Source organism: Citrobacter sp. Cs237, from assembly GCF_030332325.1.
GTDB classification, from domain to species: Bacteria; Pseudomonadota; Gammaproteobacteria; order Enterobacterales; family Enterobacteriaceae; genus Citrobacter_A; species Citrobacter_A sedlakii.
On the sequence record NZ_JAOWIB010000104.1, the window covers coordinates 76,901 to 99,463 of the forward strand.

Below are 22,563 nucleotides of genomic sequence, written 5' to 3' on the forward strand. Positions count from 1 at the left end.
GGTAACCCGTGGCAAAAGCTCCAAAACGCGCCTTTGTATGTAATGAATGCGGGGCGGATTATCCACGCTGGCAGGGGCAATGCAGCGCCTGCCACGCCTGGAACACCATCACTGAGGTGCGTCTCGCCGCATCGCCAACGGTGGCGCGTAACGAGCGGCTCAGCGGTTACGCCGGCAGCGCGGGCGTGGCGAAAGTTCAAAAACTTTCCGATATCAGCCTGGAAGCGCTACCGCGCTTTTCGACCGGCTTTAAAGAGTTCGATCGCGTACTGGGCGGCGGCGTCGTTCCCGGTAGCGCCATCCTCATAGGCGGTAATCCCGGCGCGGGGAAATCAACGCTGCTGCTGCAAACGCTGTGTAAACTCGCCGAGCAGATGAAAACCCTGTACGTCACGGGTGAAGAGTCGTTACAGCAAGTGGCGATGCGCGCGCACCGTCTCGGCCTGCCGACCAACAATCTCAACATGCTGTCGGAAACCAGCATTGAGCAGATATGCCTGATTGCGGAAGAAGAACAGCCGAAGCTGATGGTGATCGACTCCATTCAGGTGATGCACATGGCGGATATTCAGTCCTCGCCCGGCAGCGTGGCGCAGGTGCGTGAAACCGCCGCCTACCTGACGCGCTTTGCCAAAACGCGCGGGGTGGCGATTGTGATGGTCGGGCATGTCACCAAAGACGGTTCGCTGGCGGGGCCGAAAGTGCTTGAGCACTGCATCGACTGTTCAGTACTGCTCGACGGCGACGCGGACTCCCGCTTCCGTACCCTGCGCAGCCATAAAAACCGTTTTGGCGCGGTCAATGAACTTGGCGTTTTCGCGATGACTGAACAGGGGCTCCGGGAAGTCAGCAACCCATCCGCCATCTTTTTAAGCCGCGGCGACGAAATTACCTCCGGCAGTTCGGTGATGGTGGTCTGGGAAGGCACGCGCCCGCTGCTGGTAGAGATTCAGGCGCTGGTGGATCACTCGATGATGGCGAACCCTCGCCGCGTGGCGGTCGGTCTGGAACAAAACCGGCTGGCGATTTTGCTGGCGGTACTGCATCGCCACGGTGGTTTGCAAATGGCGGATCAGGACGTCTTTGTTAACGTAGTGGGCGGGGTGAAGGTCACCGAAACCAGCGCCGACCTCGCGCTGCTGCTGGCGATGGTCTCCAGTCTGCGTGACAGACCGCTGCCACAGGACCTGGTGGTCTTCGGCGAAGTGGGGCTGGCGGGCGAGATCCGCCCGGTCCCGAGCGGACAGGAACGTATTTCCGAGGCCGCAAAGCACGGCTTCCGTCGGGCGATTGTGCCTGCGGCGAATGTGCCGAAAAAACCGCCGGAAGGGATGCAGGTGTTCGGCGTTAAAAAACTTTCTGACGCGCTAAGCGTGTTTGACGATTTATAATTAAGACCCGTCGTTTTTCCAGCAGGAGGCTCTTGTGTCATCGTTCGACTATCTCAAAACCGCCATCAAGCAGAAGGGCTGTACCCTGCAACAAGTGGCGGATGCCAGCGGCATGACCAAGGGGTATCTCAGCCAGCTTCTTAACGCAAAAATCAAAAGCCCCAGCGCGCAGAAGCTGGAGGCGCTGCACCGCTTTCTCGGTCTGGAATTTCCGCGCCAGCAGAAAAACATCGGCGTGGTGTTTGGCAAGTTCTACCCGCTGCATACCGGGCACATTTATCTGATTCAGCGTGCCTGTAGCCAGGTGGACGAGCTGCATATCATCATGGGTTACGACGATACCCGCGACCGCGAACTGTTTGAAGACAGCGCCATGTCCCAGCAGCCAACGGTGCCGGATCGGCTGCGCTGGCTACTCCAGACCTTTAAATACCAGAAGAACATTCGTATTCATGCGTTCAACGAAGAGGGCATGGAGCCGTATCCCCACGGCTGGGATGTGTGGAGTCGCGGCATCAAAACATTTATGGCTGATAAGGGCATTCAGCCCAACTGGATCTATACCTCTGAGGAAGCCGACGCGCCGCAGTATCTGGAACATTTGGGCATTGAAACGGTGCTTATCGATCCGAAACGCACTTTTATGAGCATTAGCGGCGCGCAAATCCGTGAAAACCCGTTCCGCTACTGGGAATACATCCCAACGGAAGTAAAGCCGTTTTTCGTCCGCACCGTGGCGGTACTGGGCGGCGAGTCGAGCGGCAAATCGACGCTGGTCAACAAGCTGGCGAATATCTTCAACACCACCAGCGCGTGGGAATACGGGCGTGACTACGTCTTTTCCCATCTTGGCGGCGACGAAATGGCGCTTCAGTATTCCGACTACGACAAGATTGCGCTAGGACATGCGCAATACATTGATTTTGCGGTCAAATACGCAAACAAAGTGGCGTTTATCGACACCGATTTCGTCACGACCCAGGCGTTCTGCAAAAAGTACGAAGGGCGAGAGCATCCGTTTGTGCAGGCGCTGATTGACGAGTACCGTTTTGATCTGGTGATCCTGCTGGAAAATAATACCCCGTGGGTGGCCGATGGCCTGCGTAGCCTCGGCAGTTCGGTGGATCGCAAAGAGTTCCAGACCCTGCTGGTGGAGATGTTGCGCGAAAACAACATCGACTTTGTCCACGTTGAGGAGGCCGATTACGACGGACGCTTCCTGCGCTGCGTCGAGCTGGTCAAAGAGATGATGGGCGAGCAGGGATAATGTTCGCGGCGGGGTGAACACGATGTTTAAGCATTTGCAGGATATGGCGCTGTTCGCCCTGGTCGCTGAAAACGGCAGCTTTACCGCGGCGGCGCAGAAGGCGGGGCTACCGAAGTCCAGTGTCAGCCAGCGCATCAGCCAGCTTGAACAGCAGGTCGGCATCCGTTTGCTCAACCGCACCACCCGTAAGCTGAACTTGACTTATGCTGGCGAACACTATCTTGTGCACTGCCGGGAGATCCTCGCTGCCAGCGAACGCGCGGAGTACGCGGTGCAACGTCTGCGCGACAACCCCAGCGGGCGGTTGCGCATCACCTCGCCGGCGGGCATCGGCGCGACGCTGCTGGCGCGTCTGAACGCCCGCTTTCAACAGCATTATCCCGACGTGAACCTTGAAGTCTCGATTTCTGACGAAATGCTGGATCTGGTCGACAGCGGGTTCGATGTCGCGTTGCGCACCGGCAGGCCGCAGGATTCGACGCTGATTGGCCGGATGATAGGCCATTGCCCGCGTTACCTGCTGGCGTCGGCGGACTACCTTTCGCGGTTTGCGCAACTGACTCATCCGCGGCAACTGCCGGAACATCAGTGCATTACCCACAAGGCGTGGACGGAGTGGGTATTCCATCGCGGGGACGAAGATTATCAACACGTACCCGATCGCCTGCATCTGACGGATAACCTGGTCTATGCGCGTGAAAGCGCGATTGCCGGGGCGGGGATCACTTTGCTACCGGCATTTATGCTGGAAGATCGCGTCGAAAAAGGCGAGCTAATCCAGGTGCTGCCGGAATGGACGGTGGCGGGAAACGATCTCTGGCTGGTTTACCCCAGCCGTAAGCTGAATTCCCCCGCGCTGATGAGCTATATTGAGTTTGCCATGCAATTTGACGAACTCAGGCATTTTTACACGGGGTCTTAAAGTGCGTCAGTCCTGGCGCAGCACCTTGTGACCGTAGGCCAGCAGGGCGTCGGTTACGTTGCGCATCATCCGGCTTTCCGGCGCAAAGCGGTGCCAGTAAAGCATCCGACGCTGGAACAGTCCCGGCGTGAGGTCGATCAGTTCGCCGCTTTCCAGCTCTTTCTCGATCTGCAAATGCGGGATCATGCAGCAGGTGGTGCCTTGACGCGCCAGCTGGACGAAGGCTTCCGAGGAGTTAACGATATGGCACGGCACACTGCCAGGCGGTAAGTCGAAGTTCTGCTGCAGGAAGGCCTGATGCATATCGTCGAGATGGTCAAACGCCACAGCAGGCGCTTTCAGCAGCGCTGAACGGGTAACGCCGTTTGGGAAATAGCGCTCGGCAAAGGGTTTCGAGCCGACAAACAGATAGTCCAGCGCCCCGAGTTTATCGACCAGACAGCTTGGTAGCGCCTGATGCTGAATACTCACCGCGCCCACCACTTCACCGCGACGCAAACGCTCCTGGGTTCGGGTTTCATCTTCCACCTGCAAATTGAGGCGGATAGGGGAGTCGGCCAGCACCGGCGCCAGCGCGGGCAACAGCCAGGTCGCCAGACTGTCGGCGTTAACCGCCAGCGACAGCAGCAGCGGCGTAGATCCGATCTGCTCATCGCCGAGCCACTCCTCTTCCAGCAGTTCTACCTGACGCAGCAGCGCCAGCAGTTTCTGCCCCTGCTCGGTCGGACGCGGCGGAACGGTGCGCACCAGTAGCGGCTGTCCGAACATGTTTTCAAGCTGCTTAATGCGTTGTGATACCGCGGATTGGGTGATGCACAGCTTCTGCGCCGCGCGTTCAAACCCGCGTTCACGTATCACCGCATCCAGTGCCTGTAATGTTCTGTAGTCCGGACGTTTCATTGCTCTGACCCACTCCTGAAAATTATTGCTTGTTCTGCACTATGACATAATTTCGCCCCCGGTAAAGACGAAATCCGCAGCGTGAGAGCGGGGCGGGAAGATTTTTCCGCGCAATCGTCTATAATGCGCGTGAATTTTTCCATATCACAGGCGATACGATCATGACGCAGGATGAACTGAAAAAAGCGGTAGGATGGGCGGCACTTCAGTATGTACAGCCAGGTACCATTGTGGGGGTGGGAACCGGTTCAACCGCCGCACACTTTATTGATGCGCTGGGCACCATGAAAGGACAAATTGAAGGCGCGGTTTCCAGCTCGGACGCCTCCACCGAAAAACTCAAAAGCCTCGGCATTCCTGTGTTCGATCTCAACGAAGTGGACAGCCTCGGCGTTTACGTCGACGGTGCGGATGAAATTAACCCGCATATGCAGATGATTAAAGGCGGCGGCGCGGCGCTGACCCGTGAAAAAATCATCGCTTCGGTGGCGAAGACGTTCGTTTGCATCGCCGACGCCTCGAAAGAAGTGGATATTCTTGGCAACTTCCCGCTGCCGGTCGAAGTGATCCCGATGGCGCGCAGCGCGGTCGCGCGTCAACTGGTAAAACTGGGCGGTCGTCCTGAATACCGTCAGGGCGTGGTGACCGACAACGGTAACGTGATCCTTGATGTCCACGGCATGGAGATCCTCGACCCTGTGGCGATGGAAAACGCGATCAACGCTATTCCAGGCGTGGTGACCGTCGGTCTGTTCGCCAATCGTGGCGCGGATGTGGCGTTGATCGGTACTGCCGACGGCGTAAAAACCATTACCAAATGATCTGACAGGGGGCGTCCGTCTCCGGTTAAAAAATTTCCGCAGGGCAAATTTGGTGACTTCTGTCACGTTTTATCGTTTGCCCTGCTGAACTCACCAAAGAAAAAGTTATCTCCAGCATTTTCCTCTGGTATTTCCCGCTGCATGATATTTCTTCAGCAAGTCGACGCAAACGTTCATATTGCCGCAATAATTTTTTTTGATATGTTGAAAGGCGGATGGAAATCCGCACACACAACATCAGATAAAACACAGGGTCGGGGAAATGGCAAAGGTATCGCTGGAGAAAGACAAGATTAAGTTTCTGCTGGTTGAAGGCGTGCACCAGAAGGCGCTGGATAGCCTTCGTGCGGCAGGGTATACCAACATCGAATTTCACAAAGGGGCGCTGGATGCTGAACAGCTGAAAGAGTCCATCCGTGATGCCCACTTCATTGGCCTGCGATCCCGTACCCATCTGACTGAAGACGTGATCAACGCAGCGGAAAAACTGGTCGCCATCGGCTGTTTCTGCATCGGCACCAATCAGGTTGACCTGTCCGCGGCGGCGAAGCGCGGTATTCCGGTGTTCAACGCACCGTTCTCGAATACCCGTTCGGTTGCGGAACTGGTGATTGGTGAACTCTTGCTGCTTCTGCGCGGCGTGCCGGAAGCCAACGCCAAAGCGCACCGCGGCGTGTGGAACAAACTGGCGGCCGGTTCGTTCGAAGCGCGTGGCAAAAAGCTGGGGATCATTGGTTACGGCCATATCGGTACGCAACTTGGGATCCTGGCGGAATCGCTGGGTATGCATGTCTTCTTTTATGATATTGAAAACAAACTGCCGTTGGGTAATGCGACCCAGGTGCAGCATCTTTCTGACCTGCTGAATATGAGCGACGTGGTCAGCCTGCACGTACCAGAAAACGCCTCCACGAAAAATATGATGGGCGCGAAAGAGATCGCCCTGATGAAGCCCGGATCGCTGCTGATCAACGCCGCGCGCGGTACGGTCGTCGACATTCCGGCGCTGTGCGATGCGCTGGCAACCAAACATTTGGCCGGGGCGGCAATCGATGTCTTCCCGACCGAGCCTGCGACCAACAGCGATCCGTTTACCTCGCCGCTGTGTGAATTCGATAACGTGATCCTGACGCCGCACATCGGCGGTTCCACGCAGGAAGCGCAGGAAAATATCGGTCTTGAAGTGGCGGGTAAGCTGGTGAAATACTCCGATAACGGCTCCACGCTTTCTGCGGTGAACTTCCCGGAAGTCTCGCTACCGCTGCACGGTGGGCGTCGCCTGATGCACATCCACGAAAACCGTCCGGGCGTACTGACTGCGCTTAACCAGATCTTTGCTGAGCAGGGCGTGAACATCGCTGCGCAGTATCTGCAAACCTCAGCGCAAATGGGCTATGTGGTGATTGATATTGAAGCGGATGAAGACGTGGCGGAAAAAGCGTTGCAGGCGATGAAAGCCATTCCAGGCACCATTCGCGCACGTCTGCTGTACTGATTATCCAGAATGCCCGGTGGCGTTAACGCTGACCGGGCCTGATACAAAGTCAAGCTCCAGGCCGGGTAAGGCGTCGCCGCCCGGTTTTTTACAGGTCCACCAACCCTTCTTCGGTTTTCAGCCAGCGTGGCGCTTTTAGCGTATCGGCAAAAAAGATGACCAGATCCTGCAATAAATCACCGGCGACCCGCTCCATCTCCGCGGAAAGCGTTTTGCTCATCAACAACTGCGTTAACAGCTGGCAGTAGCGTCCGGTCTGATCCGCTTCCGGCGCGAAAAGAGGAAAACGCGTCGGCAAGGTGACAACCGTCAGGCTGTCTTTCAAATGCGCGGGCACAGGCTCGGTTAGCGTGGGCTGTAACAACGCGAGACAGGCGGACAGACGTGCGCAGATAGCCAGTTTCTCCACCGGGTTATGGCATTCGACCAACGCTTCTGTAAAGCGCTCGCAGTTATCCGCCAGTTCGGTGAAATCCGTGGCATGGTTAAACGGCAGGGTAAATAAAGAGTGTGAAAAAAGCGGGGTAGTGTCCATTAGGGACGTCTCCAGTATGTCGTATTTAAACCACCACTGGAGAGGCTAATCTCGCGGGTGGTGGTGCCGGACGGAGTTAGCCTTACCGGTCATACTGGATACCGGCGCGTCTTGCGACGCCCCCGACCGGCCCACCATTGAGGCGAGACCAGTCGCACGACATAGAAGTATATATCGCCAGTATGATTTTCAGAAGGCTAATTCCGGCACCTGATTTTGCAGGTGCGGCATGAAGATACCGCTTAACCATGACGCTGACAAGAGGGTATTCTGGAAGGCGACTCGAAAAATTAACCTATTGATATGGCTGATGATTTTTCCCGGAGGCGCTACGTTTACCGGGCCTGGAATAACCGCAAGCCGCAAACCACGAATCATGAACTCCAGGCCGGGTGAGGCATCGCCGCCATCCGGCATTTGGACAAGTCCCCTTTCCTGTCTTCAGCAAGCGCAGCTATTTTTGCCCTTTTCGGGCCTTATTCTGAAAAAAGATGACATAAGCGTGAATAACCCTTTTTTAGTATAACCTGATGTTAAATACAGACAGCGTGTTGAAAGCCTATGACTGTATCAATTCATGCTGCTATTTAATGAATATTATTGAAGGATGGTTATGTATTATAGTGACTCAATCATTACATCAATAGAAGCTGAAAAAATTCTCGCTTTGAAGCTCGAAAGTGCACTGACTGGAGTGAAAAAAAATGTTATCGATACATTGAAACAAATGGGTGATGGTTTTACTCGTGCTACATATTATTCTTCTTGTTTTATGGAAAACTATCAGGACGTTTGCACTCGACTCAAACATGAAGATGTAAGGTTTATTTCTGGTCTTATTCAACTCGTAAAGGATCGCAATATTATTTTTCTAATGATGCGGATCTATATAGAGATTCATTTCAAGAATAAAAAAGAAGGGCAGGTGCAAAATATAGTACGAAAACTTGTAGGTGCAGGGGTTCATATTTCAACAACAGGTTTAACCAATAGATTATTGATCTCCTCCGTGGCGGTCGCAATCTGTCAAAGTTTTACTTTTAATGCCCTGGTGTACAGTCGTATATCGAAGTTACGCTCGCTTATGCTAAAAGGCAGTGTAACAACAACGGCAATGGCACTGAACATTTATGGGTTAGTTCAACAGGCATCAATAAGTGCGAATAATTTGAAGAGGTTTAATGTCTACTATTATCAGGCTTTATATGAGTATCATCTGGAAATGATGTATTTATTCATAGAGCCTGTCATTACGAAGAACCCATATTTAAACCCGGCTTTTATTACAGATGATGCGTTAGTTGATTTGATCATCAGGTTGGTGAAGTGATTATATGGGTTACTTTATAAAATGGTTGAAGGAAGAGCTTTTCCTTTTTTTCTGGTCTGCGGGATGGTTGCTGTCGATTGTTGTTTTGAGCATGGTAGCAGTGTCATTTTTTCCTGATTTCGCAATTACACTGATGGGCTTTTATATTCTACTGATCATCGGTATACATATCTTTCTTTGGTTTAAATGGAAATAATTATTTGAGGGTTTTATACTATGTCAAATCCTGCATATTTATGGTTAACAGATGAAAATGGTTCCCCGGTCACGGGTTCTTGTTTGATGCCAACCCGACTCGGTTCTATAGAATTACGATCAGTGAGCCATCATGTCTGGTTACCTACAGATCAGCATACAGGAAGACTGACAGGTACCAGACTCCATGCGCCTGTTCTGTTCCAGAAAGAATTTGATAAAACAACGCCACTGTTATTTCGGGCGCTTTGTGAAGGAAGAACGCTCAAATCAGCCACGATAAAAATGTACAAGATTAATGATGCAGGTATCGAAGTTGAGTATTTCAATATGCTCTTAGAGAATGTGAAAATTACTGCAATAACGCCTAATTTGCATCCCAGTGGTATGACTAATATGCATCTCGAAGAAATAAATCTCCGTTATGAAACAATTACATGGAAGCATACGGACGGAAACATTATGTATAAAGACTGCTGGAACGATCGCATAGTAGCGTGAAAAAAGTATGAAATATGAACAATACTATCTTCATGCCGGGTAAGGCGTCGTCGCCGCCCGGTTTTTTTTCACCACTCCCACACTTTCGACGGCGTCACCACCGCAGGTAGCGGAACATCCCACTTCTCAACGGGCAAGGCTTCTACAACCTGGCAATCGTGCGCATACCCCACTGGCGTAAAACCATGCTGCTGCCAGTTTTGCAACGTGCGATCGTAAAAACCGCCGCCCATGCCTAATCGCTGACCCTGTTTGTCAAACGCCACCAGCGGGGTCACCAGCAGGTCCAGATCCGCAAGCGGCAGTACGTCGCGTACGTCGAGCTTAGGTTCCTGAATTTTCAGACGGTTTGTCACCAGTTCGCTTTGCGGGTGATAGTGTAAAAACAGGAGATTGCCGGGGCTGAAAGGATGAAGAACCGGCAGATAAACGCGCTTGCCCGCGCGCCAGAGTTGCTCGATCAGCGGCTGTGTGTCGAGTTCGCCATCAAAGGATAAAAACACGGCGACCGTATGCGCCATCACCACCGGAGGATAAGCAAGCATACGGGTAGCGGCGCGCTGACCAGATTCACGTTGATATGATGGCGTCAGGGCGCGGCGGCGTAGCCGAATCATACGGCGAATGTCTTGTCTGGATAAGGAAAGTTCAGAATGTAGCGTCATGGCTGTCGCCAGATTTAAGAAGGGGAATCTCCGAGATGCCGCCGCAGGCTGTAACCCTTGAACCCTTGGTTCAAGGTGAATGTGTCGTCACAGTTTTAAGGCTTCTCGGACGAACCGAGCATGCTCACCAACCGCGGAGCGCCACATTCTTGTGGTATGAAATATCGGCTCAGGGGACTGGCCCGCTTGCAAACATCTCAGAGAAATTTTTTCTTCACGGTCACTGTACCATAGTCAACCGGGAAGTGTTATTCAAAATTTTGGCCCGTTTTTTCGGTTATGCGACCCTGATCAAGCAGTGCCTGTTCGATGGTCTGTTGTAGCATCCGAATACGCTGCTCCATGCTCGCCGCGTAGTCGCGGGTCTTCGCTTTTTCCTGAGTTAATTCGTAGCTGATGTTCAGTGCGGCAATGAAAACCAGCTGCTCAGTATTTGTGACTCTAGTGCGAACTTTCAGATCTTGCAACCGCTGATTCAGATCGTCCGCAGCCTGATTCAACGCATCCCTTTGTTCAGGCGGGCAATTCACTCGCAGTGAACGGCCAAAAATTTGGATATCGACGGGTTGTGCAGACATGCCACCTTCCTGCTGATTGACTGCGCTGCCTTCGTCTCCAGACCCGGGGTCCGCGAAGGGGCGACACTATAGCTACCCTGGTGTGAAGATACAAGCCCTTTTCTGGTATCACCAGGGTCCAAAGTGGTAGCATATCATGAATATCCTCCCTTTGATGACGAATGCGTATGTCTATACAGAACGAAATGCCTGGTTACAACGAAATGAACCAGTATTTGAACCAACAAGGGGCTGGCCTGACACCAGCCGAAATGCACGGTTTAATCAGCGGGATGATTTGCGGCGGCAACAACGACAGCTCATGGCAGCCGCTGCTTCACGACCTGACGAACGAGGGACTGGCCTTCGGTCATGAACTGGCTCAGGCGTTGCGCAAAATGCACGCGGCCACCAGCGACGCGCTGGAAGATGACGGCTTCCTTTTTCAGCTTTATCTGCCTGAAGGCGATGACGTGAGCGTCTTCGATCGCGCCGACGCGCTGGCGGGATGGGTCAACCATTTCCTGCTCGGTCTGGGCGTGACGCAGCCTAAACTGGATAAGGTCACCGGCGAAACGGGTGAAGCCATCGACGACTTGCGTAATATCGCGCAACTTGGCTACGACGAAGATGAAGACCAGGAGGAACTGGAAATGTCCCTCGAGGAGATCATCGAGTACGTGCGCGTTGCCGCGCTGCTGTGTCACGACACTTTTACCCGACAGCAACCGACCGCACCGGAAGTGCGAAAACCGACGCTACACTAAAAAGATAACGAAAACGGAGGCCACGTCATGACACCGCAGGAATACCAACGTCGTCGCCAGGCACTGCTGGCGCAGATGCAGCCAGGCAGCGCCGCGCTGATTTTTGCCGCACCCGAAGTCACCCGCAGCGCAGACAGCGAGTACCCGTATCGCCAGAGCAGCGATTTCTGGTATTTCACCGGTTTTAACGAGCCGGAAGCTGTGCTGGTGCTGATCAAAAGCGACGAAACCCATAACCACAGCGTATTGTTCAATCGCGTGCGCGATCTGACCGCAGAAATCTGGTTTGGTCGTCGTCTGGGGCAGGATGCCGCACCGGAAAAACTGGGTGTCGATCGCGCGCTGGCCTTCAGCGAAATTAATCAGCAACTGTACCAGTTACTTAACGGGCTGGACGTGGTTTATCACGCGCAGGGCGCGTACGCTTATGCCGATGAGATCGTCTTCTCTGCGCTGGAAAAACTGCGCAAAGGGTCGCGGCAGAATCTGAAAGCACCGGCAACCCTGACCGACTGGCGTCCAATGGTGCATGAAATGCGCCTGTTTAAATCAGAAGAAGAGATCGCCGTCATGCGTCGCGCCGGCGAAATCAGCGCGCTGGCGCATACCCGGGCGATGGAAAAGTGCCGTCCCGGTATGTTCGAATACCAGCTTGAAGGTGAAATTCATCACGAATTTAACCGCCACGGCGCACGTTATCCTTCTTACAACACCATTGTTGGCAGCGGTGAAAACGGCTGTATTTTGCATTACACAGAAAACGAAAGCGAAATGCGCGACGGCGATCTGGTGCTGATCGATGCGGGATGTGAATACAAAGGCTACGCGGGGGACATCACACGTACTTTCCCGGTGAATGGCAAATTCACCCCGGCCCAGCGTGAAATTTATGACATCGTGCTCGAGTCGCTGGAAACCAGCCTGCGCCTGTTCCGTCCGGGAACGTCCATTCAGGCGGTCACCGGCGAGGTGGTGCGCATTATGATCACCGGACTGGTGAAGCTTGGCATCCTGCATGGCGAGGTGGAGCAATTGATTGCCGACAACGCTCATCGCCCGTTCTTCATGCATGGCCTGAGCCACTGGCTGGGTCTGGATGTGCACGATGTTGGCGAATACGGTCAGGATCGCTCGCGGATTCTGGAACCGGGGATGGTCATCACCGTTGAACCGGGTTTGTATATCGCTCCGGATGCCGATGTGCCTGACGCATACCGTGGCATTGGCATTCGTATTGAAGATGACATCCTGATCACCGAAAACGGCAACGAGAATCTCACCGCCAGCGTCGTGAAAAAAGCGGACGAGATTGAAGCGCTGATGGCGGCGGCGCGTCAGCAATGAGTGTGATTATCGTGGGCGGCGGCATGGTCGGCGCGACGCTGGCGCTGGCTATTTCGCAACTCAGTCATGGGACGCTGCCGGTACATCTGATTGAAGCGACGGCGCCGGAGGCCGATGGCCACCCCGGATTCGACGCCCGGGCGATTGCGCTGGCAGCAGGTACCTGCCAGCAACTGGCGCGAATAGGCGTGTGGCAGGCCATTGCCGACTGCGCGACCGCTATCACGAGCGTTCACGTCAGCGATCGCGGTCATGCCGGATTTGTTACCCTTCATGCTGAGGACTATCGCCTCCCGGCGCTGGGGCAGGTGGTTGAACTGCACGACGTAGGGCTGCGGCTTTTTGCCCTGCTGCGCAAAGCGTCTGGCGTTACGCTGCACTGCCCGGATCGGGTCGCCAGCGTATCGCGCACGGCGGAGCAGGTGAGCGTGACGCTGGAAAACGGTCAGACGGTTACCGGTAGCCTGCTGGTTGCCGCCGACGGCACGCGTTCAGCGCTGGCAAGCGCGTGTGGCGTTGACTGGCAGCAGGAACCGTATGAGCAACTGGCGGTGATAGCGAACGTCGCCACGTCTCTTGCGCATGACGGCCGCGCCTTTGAACGCTTTACCGCGCATGGTCCGCTGGCGATGCTGCCCATGTCTGAAGGCCGCTGTTCGCTGGTGTGGTGTCACCCGCTGGAAAAGCGCGACGAGATTCTGGCCTGGTCAGACGAACGTTTTTGCCGCGAACTGCAGACAGCATTCGGCTGGCGGCTTGGCCGGATCACGCTGGCGGGCAAACGTAATGCTTATCCGCTTGCGTTGACTACGGCGGCGAAAGCGTTTACCCATCGCACCGTACTGGTGGGCAATGCGGCGCAGACGCTGCATCCAATCGCCGGACAAGGGTTTAACCTCGGGCTGCGCGATGTGATGAGTCTTGCTGAAACCCTGACGCAGGCGCAGTCTGTGGGGCAGGATATCGGCGATTACAATGTGCTTTCCGCCTATCAGCAGCGCCGCCAGCAAGACCGGAACGCCACGGTCGGCGTGACCGACGGCATGGTGCATCTGTTTGCCAATCGCTGGATACCGCTGGTGGTTGGGCGCAACGTCGGGTTAATGGCTATGGAGCTTTTTCCACCCGCCCGTGACGCTCTGGTGAAGCGCACGCTTGGCTGGGTTGCGCGATAAGTGAACCGCCATCCGGCACGATGCGCGTTAAAATGCCTGAATGAGGGCTTTATCAGGTCTGCAACAGACGAAAGACGTTTTTTTGACCAGGAGTAAACAGTGCAAAGTGTTGATGTAGCAATTGTTGGTGGAGGCATGGTTGGCCTGGCTGTCGCCTGTGGTTTACAGGGCAGCGGACTGCGCGTCGCGGTTCTTGAGCAGCGTGAACCGCAGCCTCTGGCAGCGGATGCGGCGCCAGCGCTTCGCGTGTCGGCCATCAACGCCGCCAGTGAAAAACTTCTGAGCCGTCTCGGCGTATGGTCAGAGATCGTTTCCCACCGTGTGAGCTGTTATCACGGAATGGAAGTCTGGGATAAAGACAGCTTTGGCCGTATCACGTTCGATGACAAAAGTATGGGGTACAGCCATCTCGGTCATATCGTCGAGAATGCTGTCATTCACGACGCGCTGTGGCAAAAGGCCCGACAGTCTTCCGATATCACGCTGCTGGCGCCAGCGGAGTTACAACAGGTGGCGTGGGGTGAAAACGAAGCCTTCCTGACCCTGAAGGACGGAACGATGCTCACCGCGCGTCTGGTCATTGGCGCTGACGGGGCGCATTCGTGGTTGCGTAATAAAGCGGACATTCCGCTAACCTTCTGGGACTATCGTCACCATGCGCTGGTCGCCACCATTCGTACTGAAGAAGCGCACGGCGCAGTGGCCCGTCAGGTGTTTCACGGCGACGGGATTCTCGCATTCCTGCCGCTTAGCGATCCGCACCTGTGTTCTATCGTCTGGTCGCTTTCGCCTGAAGAGGCGGAACGGATGCAGCAGGCTGATGAGGCCGCGTTTAACCAGGCGCTGACCATCGCGTTTGATAACTGTCTCGGCCTGTGCCGTGTGGAAAGCGAGCGTCAGGCGTTTCCGCTGATCGGGCGCTATGCGCGTCAGTTTGCTGCGCACCGGCTGGCGCTGGTCGGCGATGCCGCCCATACCATCCACCCGCTGGCCGGTCAGGGCGTGAATCTTGGCTTTATGGATGCCGCAGAACTGATTGAGGAGCTCAAGCGTCTGCATCGTCAGGGCAAAGATATCGGTCAATATCTTTATCTGCGTCGCTACGAGCGCAGCCGCAAGCACAGCGCCGCGCTGATGCTGGCGGGTATGCAGGGTTTCCGCGAACTGTTTGCCGGTGAGAACCCGGCGAAGAAAATGCTGCGGGATATCGGTCTGAAGCTGGCCGATACCCTTCCTGGCGTAAAACCGCAGTTGATTCGTCAGGCGATGGGCCTGAACGATCTTCCCGAATGGCTACGCTGAGAATCGTCCCGATTCACAGAGTTTGAGACCCGTCACACTTCTCTCTCCCGGCGTCTTCGCCGGGGACCTTCGCTCATTTGAAATAAACTAATTTCACCCACGTTTTCGCATTACTTTTTCTAATGAAAGTGTTTTTGCGCTGCGCGATTTTTGACAATTTTTCCGCATTTAATGTTTCATTCTGCGGAGAGGGTGCGCAATTTTAAAAATAAAACACAGACAGAAGGGCGTTTAAGCAGTATTTTATTTTTCTGTGCTGCTGGCGATTTTTGGTCATAAGCTAATGTGATGATTAATTTTGCCTTATGGTTAAGCGTCAGTTTCGGTGGTAAGTTCAGAGTCAAAGAGAACGTTTGCGTCGGGGTCGGGACAGGGCTCCGGCGCCAGGTTTCGTGGTGAATATTGTCACGGCGAAATGGTTGTCAGCCCCGCTTATTCAATGAGGACAAGATGGCTCAACAGACTCCTTTGTACGAACAACACACGCTATGTGGCGCGCGCATGGTCGATTTTCATGGCTGGATGATGCCGCTGCATTATGGTTCTCAGCTTGATGAGCACCATGCGGTCCGCACCGATGCCGGCATGTTCGATGTGTCGCACATGACCATCGTCGATTTGCACGGCAGCCGCACCCGGGAGTTTTTGCGCTATCTGTTGGCGAACGATGTGGCAAAGCTCACCAAAACCGGGAAAGCCTTGTATTCCGGTATGCTTAACGCGTCGGGCGGCGTCATCGATGACCTGATTGTGTATTACTTTACCGAAGATTTCTTCCGCCTCGTTGTCAACTCCGCCACCCGCGAAAAAGACCTCTCCTGGATCTCCCAACACGCCGAACCTTACGCCATTGAGATCACCGTTCGTGATGACCTGTCGCTGATTGCCGTTCAGGGGCCGAACGCGCAGGCGAAAGCCGCCACGTTGTTCACCGACGAACAGCGTCAGGCAGTAGAAGGCATGAAACCGTTTTTCGGCGTCCAGACGGGCGATCTGTTTATCGCAACCACCGGCTACACCGGCGAAGCGGGCTATGAAATTGCGATGCCGAATGAAAAGGCCGCCGATTTCTGGCGGGCGCTGGTCGATGCTGGCGTTAAACCGTGCGGCCTCGGCGCGCGCGACACGTTGCGCCTGGAAGCGGGCATGAACCTGTACGGTCAGGAGATGGACGAAGGGATCTCCCCGCTGGCGGCCAATATGGGTTGGACGATCGCCTGGGAACCGGCTGAGCGCGACTTTATCGGTCGTGAAGCGCTGGAGATGCAGCGTGAAAAAGGCGCCGAACAACTGGTCGGTCTGGTAATGACGGAAAAAGGCGTGCTGCGCACTGCGCTGCCGGTCCGCTTTACCGATGCCCAGGGTAATCAACAAGAAGGCATCATCACCAGCGGTACGTTCTCTCCAACGCTGGGCTACAGCATTGCGCTGGCGCGTGTGCCGGAAGGCATTGGCGAGACGGCGATTGTGCAGATCCGTAACCGTGAAATGCCGGTAAAAGTGACTAAACCTGTCTTTGTGCGCAACGGCAAAGCCGTCGCGTGATTCATCCTTTTCTGGAGATTGATTGATGAGCAACGTACCCGCAGAACTGAAATACAGCAAAGAACACGAATGGCTGCGTAAAGAAGCAGATGGCTCCTACACCGTTGGCATCACTGAACACGCTCAGGAGTTGCTGGGCGATATGGTGTTTGTTGACCTGCCGGAAGTGGGCGCGACGGTCAGCGCAGGCGACGACTGCGCGGTGGCCGAGTCCGTGAAAGCGGCGTCTGACATCTACGCGCCAGTGAGCGGCGAGATTGTGGCCGTCAACGACGCGCTGAGCGACTCTCCGGAACTGGTCAACAGCGAGCCGTATGCCGCGGGCTGGATCTTTAAGATCAAAGCCAGCGATGAGAGCGAACTGGATTCGCTGCTGGACGCCACGGCGTACGAAGCATTGTTAGAAGACGAGTAAAAACGCTGCATCCTTCACGCTGCAGGCGTGGCTTACCCCGGTCACTGACTCACCTAAGCGCCTGGGGATCCTCTGCGTCGCCGCCCTCCTGCAACGCGAATGATTCTGCATATTTGTTTCATACGCCCAGGCCCGGTAAGCGTATCGCCACCGGGCAATTGAGTTAAAGACAATCACGATTCACTGCACGTTTCAGGAACCATCGCCCATGACACAGACGTTAAGCCAGCTTGAAAACAGCGGCGCTTTCATTGAACGCCATATCGGACCGGACGCCGCGCAGCAGCAAGAAATGCTGAATACGGTTGGCGCCGAGTCGTTAAATGCGCTGATCGGCCAGATTGTGCCGAAAGATATTCAGCTTGCCACACCGCCGCAGGTGGGCGAGGCGGCGACAGAATATGCAGCGCTGGCTGAATTAAAAGCCATCGCCGGACGTAACAAGCGCTTCACCTCCTTCATTGGTATGGGTTACACCGCCGTGCAGTTACCGCCGGTGATCCTGCGCAATATGCTGGAAAACCCGGGCTGGTACACCGCTTACACGCCATACCAGCCGGAAGTGTCTCAGGGCCGTCTGGAAGCGCTGCTCAACTTCCAGCAGGTAACGCTGGATTTGACCGGTCTGGATATGGCGTCTGCCTCGCTGCTCGATGAAGCGACTGCCGCAGCAGAAGCCATGGCGATGGCGAAGCGGGTGAGCAAACTGAAGAACGCCAACCGTTTCTTCGTCGCCGCTGACGTCCATCCGCAAACGCTGGATGTCGTGCGGACGCGTGCGGAAACCTTCGGTTTTGACGTGATTGTCGATGACGCCGAAAAGGTGCTGGATCATCAGGACGTCTTTGGCGTGCTGTTGCAGCAGGTTGGCACCACCGGCGAAGTGCACGATTACCGCGCGCTGATTAGCGAACTGAAGGGGCGGAAGGTGATTGTCAGCGTCGCGGCCGATTTTATGGCGCTGGTGCTGTTGACGGCGCCGGGCAAACAGGGCGCGGACATTGTATTCGGCTCCGCCCAGCGCTTTGGCGTGCCGATGGGCTACGGCGGTCCACACGCGGCCTTCTTTGCGGCAAAAGATGAATTTAAACGCTCCATGCCGGGCCGAATCATTGGCGTATCGAAAGATGCGGCGGGTAACACCGCGCTGCGCATGGCGATGCAGACGCGCGAACAGCACATCCGTCGTGAAAAAGCCAACTCCAACATCTGTACCTCACAGGTGCTGCTGGCGAATATTGCCAGCCTGTATGCGGTATATCACGGTCCGGTTGGCCTGAAACGTATCGCAAATCGTATTCACCGCCTGACGGATATTCTGGCGGCAGGTTTGCAGCAAAAAGGGCTGAAACTGCGTCATGCGCACTACTTCGATACCCTGTGTGTGGAAGTGGCAGATAAAGCCGCGGTGCTGGCGCGTGCGGAAGCCGCAGAATTTAATCTGCGCAGCGATATCATCAGCGCAGTGGGCATTACTCTGGATGAAACCACAACCCGTGAACACGTAGAGCAACTTTTTACCGTCCTGCTCGGCGACGATCACGGTCTGAACGTAGACGCACTGGACAAAGACGTCGCCCATGACAGCCGCTCTGTTCAGCAAAGTATGCTGCGTGACGACGCGATCCTGAGTCATCCGGTATTTAACCGCTATCACAGCGAAACCGAAATGATGCGCTACATGCACTCGCTTGAGCGCAAAGATCTGGCTCTGAATCAGGCGATGATCCCGCTGGGCTCCTGCACGATGAAGCTGAACGCGGCGGCAGAGATGATCCCAATCACCTGGCCGGAATTCGCTGAACTGCATCCGTTCTGTCCACCGGAGCAGGCGGAAGGTTACCAGCAGATGATCGGCCAGCTTGCCGACTGGCTGGTGAAACTGACCGGCTACGACGCCGTTTGCATGCAACCAAACTCCGGCGCGCAGGGGGAATATGCTGGTCTGCTGGCGATTCGTCATTACCATGAAAGCCGTAACGAAGGGCATCGTGATATTTGCCTGATCCCGGCCTCCGCCCACGGTACTAACCCGGCCTCTGCACAAATGGCAGGGATGCAGGTTGTGGTTGTCGCTTGCGACAAGAACGGTAACATCGATCTTGCCGATCTGCGCGCGAAGGCAGAGCAGGCGGGCGAAAATCTCTCCTGCATCATGGTGACCTACCCCTCCACCCACGGCGTGTATGAAGAGACGATCCGTGAAGTGTGCGAGATCGTTCATCAGTTTGGCGGTCAGGTATATCTTGACGGGGCGAATATGAACGCTCAGGTTGGCATTACCTCGCCAGGCTTTATCGGCGCGGATGTTTCGCACCTTAACCTGCATAAAACCTTCTGTATTCCGCACGGCGGCGGCGGTCCGGGCATGGGGCCGATTGGCGTGAAAGCGCACCTGGCGCCGTTTGTGCCGGGCCACAGCGTGGTACAGATTGAAGGAATGCTGACTCGTCAGGGCGCGGTTTCCGCCGCACCGTTTGGCAGTGCGTCTATTCTGCCGATCAGTTGGATGTACATCCGGATGATGGGCGCGGAGGGCTTAAAGCAGGCAAGCCAGGTGGCGATTCTCAATGCCAACTATATCGCCAGCCGTCTGAAAGACGCGTTCCCGGTGCTGTATACCGGCCGCGACGGTCGCGTGGCGCACGAATGTATTCTCGACATTCGTCCACTGAAAGAAGAGACAGGCATCAGCGAACTGGATATTGCCAAGCGCCTGATCGACTACGGCTTCCATGCGCCGACCATGTCGTTCCCGGTAGCGGGCACGTTGATGGTGGAACCAACGGAATCTGAAAGCAAGGTCGAGCTGGATCGCTTTATCAATGCGATGCTGGCGATTCGTGCGGAGATCGATCGCGTGAAAGCGGGTGAGTGGTCGCTGGACGATAACCCGCTGGTGAACGCGCCGCATACCCAGAACGAGCTGGTGGCAGAATGGCATCACAGCTACAGCCGCGAAGTCGCGGTGTTCCCGGCGGGGGTGGCGAATAAGTATTGGCCGATCGTGAAGCGTCTTGATGATGTTTACGGCGACCGTAACCTGTTCTGCTCCTGCGTACCGATGAGCGAATACCAGTAATCATTCCGCTGTGTCAGTGACATTGTAGGCCGGGTGAGCGTCACTGCCGCTCGGCTTTTTTGTGGGGGAAAGAGTATGGGAATTGCACTGGTCACCGGCGCCAGCCGGGGAATTGGCAGGGCCACCGCGCTGCAACTGGCGTGCGAAGGTTATACCGTCGCCGTGAATTTTCATCATAATATCCGCGCGGCAACCGAGGTCGTGCAGGCGATAACGGCCGCGGGCGGCAAGGCTTTTGCCCTGCGCGCTGACATTAGCGACGAGGCGCAGGTCGTGGCGATGTTCGCCGCTATCGATAGTGAAAACGAGCCGCTAACCGCGCTGGTCAATAATGCAGGTATCCTGTTTGAACAAAGCACGGTTGAGTATTTGACCGCTGAGCGGATCAATCGCGTGCTGGCAACTAACGTGACGGGGTATTTTCTCTGCTGTCGTGAAGCGGTTAAACGTATGTCGTTCAGGCACGGAGGCAAAGGCGGGGCGATTGTGAATGTGTCCTCTGCGGCGTCACGGTTAGGTGCGCCGGGGGAATATGTGGATTATGCGGCGTCAAAAGGCGCCGTCGATTCCCTTACGACGGGATTATCACTGGAAGTGGCGGCGCAGGGCATCCGCGTCAACTGCGTTCGTCCTGGACTGATTTATACCGATATTCATGCTTCCGGCGGCGAGCCCGGGCGGGTGGATCGGGTGAAGTCAATGCTGCCAATGCAGCGCGGCGGTCAGCCGGAAGAGGTGGCGCAGGCGATCGTCTGGCTATTAAGTGAGAAGGCGTCATACGTGACGGGGAGTTTTCTGGAACTGGCCGGGGGGAAGTAAATCCCACCGCGGCCCTGTCCAGGCCGGGTCAGGCGAAGCCGCCACCCGGCGTAAAGGGTTAAAGCTTTTCGCCGTTACTGGCAATCACTTTTTTATACCACTCAAAACTTTTTTTGCGTGAGCGTGACATATCGCCGGTACCGTCGTCGTGTTTGTTGACGTAAATAAAGCCGTAGCGCTTACTGTACTGACCCGTTGTGAACGAGACGCAGTCGATGCAGCCCCACGGGGTGTAACCCATCAGATCCACGCCATCGTAAGTTACCGCTTTGATCATTTCCGCGATGTGGGCGCGCAGGTAGTCGATGCGATAGTCGTCATTAATGCTGCCGTCTTCCTCGACTTTATCGTAAGCGCCAAAGCCGTTTTCGACGATAAACAACGGTTTCTGATAGCGCTCGTACAGTTCGCAGAGGGAATAACGCAGACCCACCGGATCGATCTGCCAGCCCCAGTCAGAGGCTTTCACGTGCGGGTTCGGCACGCTGCCTTCAAAGCCGGAAATGGCGTCGCCGCTGCCGCCTTCCGCTTTCACCGCGTTGGTCATATAGTAGCTGAAGCCTAAATAGTCGCAGGTGCCTTCACGTAAAATGTCCGTGTCGCCTTCTTCCATGTGAATGGTAAAGCCGCGGCGCGCCCATTCGTTCAGCACGTAAGAAGGATAATATCCGCGTAATTGGACGTCGGTGAAAACATAGCGCTCACGCATCGACTCCTGAGCGAACATCACATCTTCCGGCTTACAGGAGAAGGGGTACAGCGCCACCATGGCCAGCATACAACCGACCTTCATTTCCGGGTTGATGCGCCGCGCCGCTTTCACCGCCAGCGCACTGGCGACAAACTGATGATGCAACACCTGATAGAGGGTTTCTTCAGGATTGTCATGCTCGGTATATACCACGCCGGAGCAACAGTAGCCAAACAGCGGCGCGCGCCAGTTACGCTGGTTGTTGATCTCGTTGAAGGTCATCCAGTATTTGACCTTGTGTTTGTAGCGTTCAAACACCACTTCAGCGAAACGAACAAAGAAATCGACCACCTTACGGTTCGTCCAGCCACCGTATTGCTCTACCAGATACAGCGGCATTTCAAAGTGGGAGAGGGTGATGACCGGTTCAATGTTGTACTTAAGCAACTCATCGAACATGTCATCGTAAAACTTCAGCCCCTCTTCATTGGGTTGTGTTTCATCGCCCTGTGGAAAAATGCGCGTCCAGGCAATCGATGTGCGAAAACATTTGAAGCCCATTTCGGCAAACAGTTTGATGTCTTCTTTATAGTGACCATAGAAGTCCACCGCGTCGTGATTCGGGTAGTATTTGCCCGGCACCACTTCCCGGGTGATTTCACGCGGTACGCCGTGCGCGCCGCCGGTCAGCACATCACAAATGCTCGGTCCTTTGCCGCCTTTATTCCAGCCGCCTTCCACCTGATGCGCTGCGACTGCGCCGCCCCATAAAAAATCTTTCGGTAAGGTGAGTGTGTTCATCGTCAGGTTATCTCAAATTCATACAAACGGATTTGAGTCTAAC

At 55.1% G+C, this 22,563-nt stretch carries 22 protein-coding genes and 1 other RNA gene; 15 read left to right on the plus strand and 8 right to left on the minus strand.

Annotated elements, in window-relative coordinates:
• Positions 1–8: 8 nt before the first annotated feature.
• The 3 genes from radA to OGY07_RS12395 are packed head-to-tail and all read left to right on the plus strand — an operon-like array spanning position 9 to position 3,580.
• On the plus strand, positions 9–1,391 hold the full coding sequence (gene radA / locus OGY07_RS12385; RefSeq protein ID WP_181822548.1) for a DNA repair protein RadA: 1,383 nt from the start codon (positions 9–11) through the stop codon (positions 1,389–1,391).
• Between the two features lie 34 nt (positions 1,392–1,425).
• Complete coding sequence (gene nadR / locus OGY07_RS12390) at positions 1,426–2,658, plus strand: multifunctional transcriptional regulator/nicotinamide-nucleotide adenylyltransferase/ribosylnicotinamide kinase NadR (RefSeq protein WP_042292205.1); 1,233 nt, start codon at positions 1,426–1,428, stop codon at positions 2,656–2,658.
• A 22-nt stretch (positions 2,659–2,680) separates the two neighbouring features.
• A complete protein-coding gene (locus OGY07_RS12395) occupies positions 2,681–3,580 on the plus strand; it encodes a LysR family transcriptional regulator (RefSeq protein WP_060569480.1) in 900 nt (299 codons plus the stop codon).
• Between the two features lie 6 nt (positions 3,581–3,586).
• Here OGY07_RS12395 and argP read toward each other — a convergent pair whose 3' ends face one another.
• Positions 3,587–4,480, minus strand: coding sequence for a DNA-binding transcriptional regulator ArgP (gene argP, locus OGY07_RS12400; protein ID WP_060569479.1), 894 nt, complete (start codon positions 4,478–4,480; stop codon positions 3,587–3,589).
• Between the two features lie 161 nt (positions 4,481–4,641).
• On the opposite strand from argP, the gene rpiA reads away from it, so the two are divergent.
• Complete coding sequence (gene rpiA, locus OGY07_RS12405) at positions 4,642–5,301, plus strand: ribose-5-phosphate isomerase RpiA (protein ID WP_042292197.1); 660 nt, start codon at positions 4,642–4,644, stop codon at positions 5,299–5,301.
• Between the two features lie 262 nt (positions 5,302–5,563).
• Positions 5,564–6,796 (plus strand): phosphoglycerate dehydrogenase, encoded by a 1,233-nt coding sequence (gene serA / locus OGY07_RS12410; protein ID WP_042292195.1) that lies wholly within the window; start codon positions 5,564–5,566, stop codon positions 6,794–6,796.
• An 88-nt stretch (positions 6,797–6,884) separates the two neighbouring features.
• Here the strand turns inward: serA and OGY07_RS12415 are convergent, their stop codons facing one another.
• Together OGY07_RS12415 and OGY07_RS12420 are read right to left on the minus strand one after the other, a co-directional pair.
• Positions 6,885–7,331 carry a hypothetical protein gene (locus OGY07_RS12415; protein WP_286600883.1) on the minus strand — a complete coding sequence of 149 codons (447 nt, stop codon included), beginning with the start codon at positions 7,329–7,331 and terminating at the stop codon, positions 6,885–6,887.
• A gap of 189 nt (positions 7,332–7,520) precedes the next feature.
• Complete coding sequence (locus tag OGY07_RS12420; protein ID WP_286600886.1) at positions 7,521–7,748, minus strand: hypothetical protein; 228 nt, start codon at positions 7,746–7,748, stop codon at positions 7,521–7,523.
• Between the two features lie 196 nt (positions 7,749–7,944).
• Here OGY07_RS12420 and OGY07_RS12425 point away from each other — a divergent pair, with 196 nt between their 5' ends.
• Both OGY07_RS12425 and OGY07_RS12430 read left to right on the plus strand, forming a co-directional pair.
• Positions 7,945–8,661, plus strand: coding sequence for a hypothetical protein (locus OGY07_RS12425; protein ID WP_286600888.1), 717 nt, complete (start codon positions 7,945–7,947; stop codon positions 8,659–8,661).
• A 216-nt stretch (positions 8,662–8,877) separates the two neighbouring features.
• The gene (locus OGY07_RS12430) at positions 8,878–9,357 is read left to right on the plus strand and encodes an Hcp family type VI secretion system effector (protein ID WP_199957203.1); all 480 of its coding nucleotides are present in this window, start codon (positions 8,878–8,880) and stop codon (positions 9,355–9,357) included.
• 68 nt (positions 9,358–9,425) lie between these two features.
• Here the strand turns inward: OGY07_RS12430 and OGY07_RS12435 are convergent, their stop codons facing one another.
• From OGY07_RS12435 to zapA, 3 genes are all read right to left on the minus strand, one after another.
• Positions 9,426–10,022, minus strand: coding sequence for a 5-formyltetrahydrofolate cyclo-ligase (locus tag OGY07_RS12435; protein WP_060569478.1), 597 nt, complete (start codon positions 10,020–10,022; stop codon positions 9,426–9,428).
• A gap of 23 nt (positions 10,023–10,045) precedes the next feature.
• A non-coding RNA gene (gene ssrS, locus OGY07_RS12440) (6S RNA) lies at positions 10,046–10,229 on the minus strand.
• A gap of 41 nt (positions 10,230–10,270) precedes the next feature.
• Positions 10,271–10,600, minus strand: a complete 330-nt coding sequence (gene zapA / locus OGY07_RS12445; RefSeq protein ID WP_006686880.1) for a cell division protein ZapA — start codon at positions 10,598–10,600, stop codon at positions 10,271–10,273.
• A 167-nt stretch (positions 10,601–10,767) separates the two neighbouring features.
• On the opposite strand from zapA, the gene ygfB reads away from it, so the two are divergent.
• The 4 genes from ygfB to ubiI all read left to right on the plus strand — a co-directional run bounded on the left by ygfB (position 10,768) and on the right by ubiI (position 15,167).
• Entirely contained in the window at positions 10,768–11,346 is a 579-nt protein-coding gene (ygfB, locus tag OGY07_RS12450; RefSeq protein ID WP_131729030.1) for a UPF0149 family protein YgfB, read from the plus strand.
• A 27-nt stretch (positions 11,347–11,373) separates the two neighbouring features.
• Positions 11,374–12,690, plus strand: coding sequence for a Xaa-Pro aminopeptidase (pepP, locus tag OGY07_RS12455; RefSeq protein ID WP_199957201.1), 1,317 nt, complete (start codon positions 11,374–11,376; stop codon positions 12,688–12,690).
• Entirely contained in the window at positions 12,687–13,865 is a 1,179-nt protein-coding gene (ubiH, locus tag OGY07_RS12460) for a 2-octaprenyl-6-methoxyphenyl hydroxylase (RefSeq protein WP_060569476.1), read from the plus strand. Before pepP ends, ubiH begins: the two co-directional genes overlap by 4 nt.
• Positions 13,866–13,964: 99 nt before the next feature.
• Positions 13,965–15,167, plus strand: a complete 1,203-nt coding sequence (ubiI, locus tag OGY07_RS12465) for an FAD-dependent 2-octaprenylphenol hydroxylase (protein WP_286600896.1) — start codon at positions 13,965–13,967, stop codon at positions 15,165–15,167.
• A gap of 73 nt (positions 15,168–15,240) precedes the next feature.
• Here the strand turns inward: ubiI and OGY07_RS23480 are convergent, their stop codons facing one another.
• Complete coding sequence (locus OGY07_RS23480; protein WP_434219506.1) at positions 15,241–15,324, minus strand: hypothetical protein; 84 nt, start codon at positions 15,322–15,324, stop codon at positions 15,241–15,243.
• 293 nt (positions 15,325–15,617) lie between these two features.
• On the opposite strand from OGY07_RS23480, the gene gcvT reads away from it, so the two are divergent.
• The 4 genes from gcvT to OGY07_RS12485 all read left to right on the plus strand — a co-directional run bounded on the left by gcvT (position 15,618) and on the right by OGY07_RS12485 (position 21,028).
• Entirely contained in the window at positions 15,618–16,712 is a 1,095-nt protein-coding gene (gcvT, locus tag OGY07_RS12470) for a glycine cleavage system aminomethyltransferase GcvT (RefSeq protein ID WP_042292164.1), read from the plus strand.
• A gap of 25 nt (positions 16,713–16,737) precedes the next feature.
• On the plus strand, positions 16,738–17,127 hold the full coding sequence (gcvH, locus tag OGY07_RS12475; protein ID WP_042292161.1) for a glycine cleavage system protein GcvH: 390 nt from the start codon (positions 16,738–16,740) through the stop codon (positions 17,125–17,127).
• Between the two features lie 208 nt (positions 17,128–17,335).
• Positions 17,336–20,209: an aminomethyl-transferring glycine dehydrogenase gene (gcvP, locus tag OGY07_RS12480; protein ID WP_286600898.1), complete on the plus strand. Its 2,874-nt coding sequence runs from the start codon at positions 17,336–17,338 to the stop codon at positions 20,207–20,209.
• Between the two features lie 75 nt (positions 20,210–20,284).
• Complete coding sequence (locus OGY07_RS12485; protein WP_042292156.1) at positions 20,285–21,028, plus strand: SDR family oxidoreductase; 744 nt, start codon at positions 20,285–20,287, stop codon at positions 21,026–21,028.
• 58 nt (positions 21,029–21,086) lie between these two features.
• Here OGY07_RS12485 and OGY07_RS12490 read toward each other — a convergent pair whose 3' ends face one another.
• Positions 21,087–22,520, minus strand: coding sequence for a 6-phospho-beta-glucosidase (locus OGY07_RS12490; RefSeq protein WP_286600899.1), 1,434 nt, complete (start codon positions 22,518–22,520; stop codon positions 21,087–21,089).
• Between the last annotated feature and the right edge of the window lie 43 nt (positions 22,521–22,563).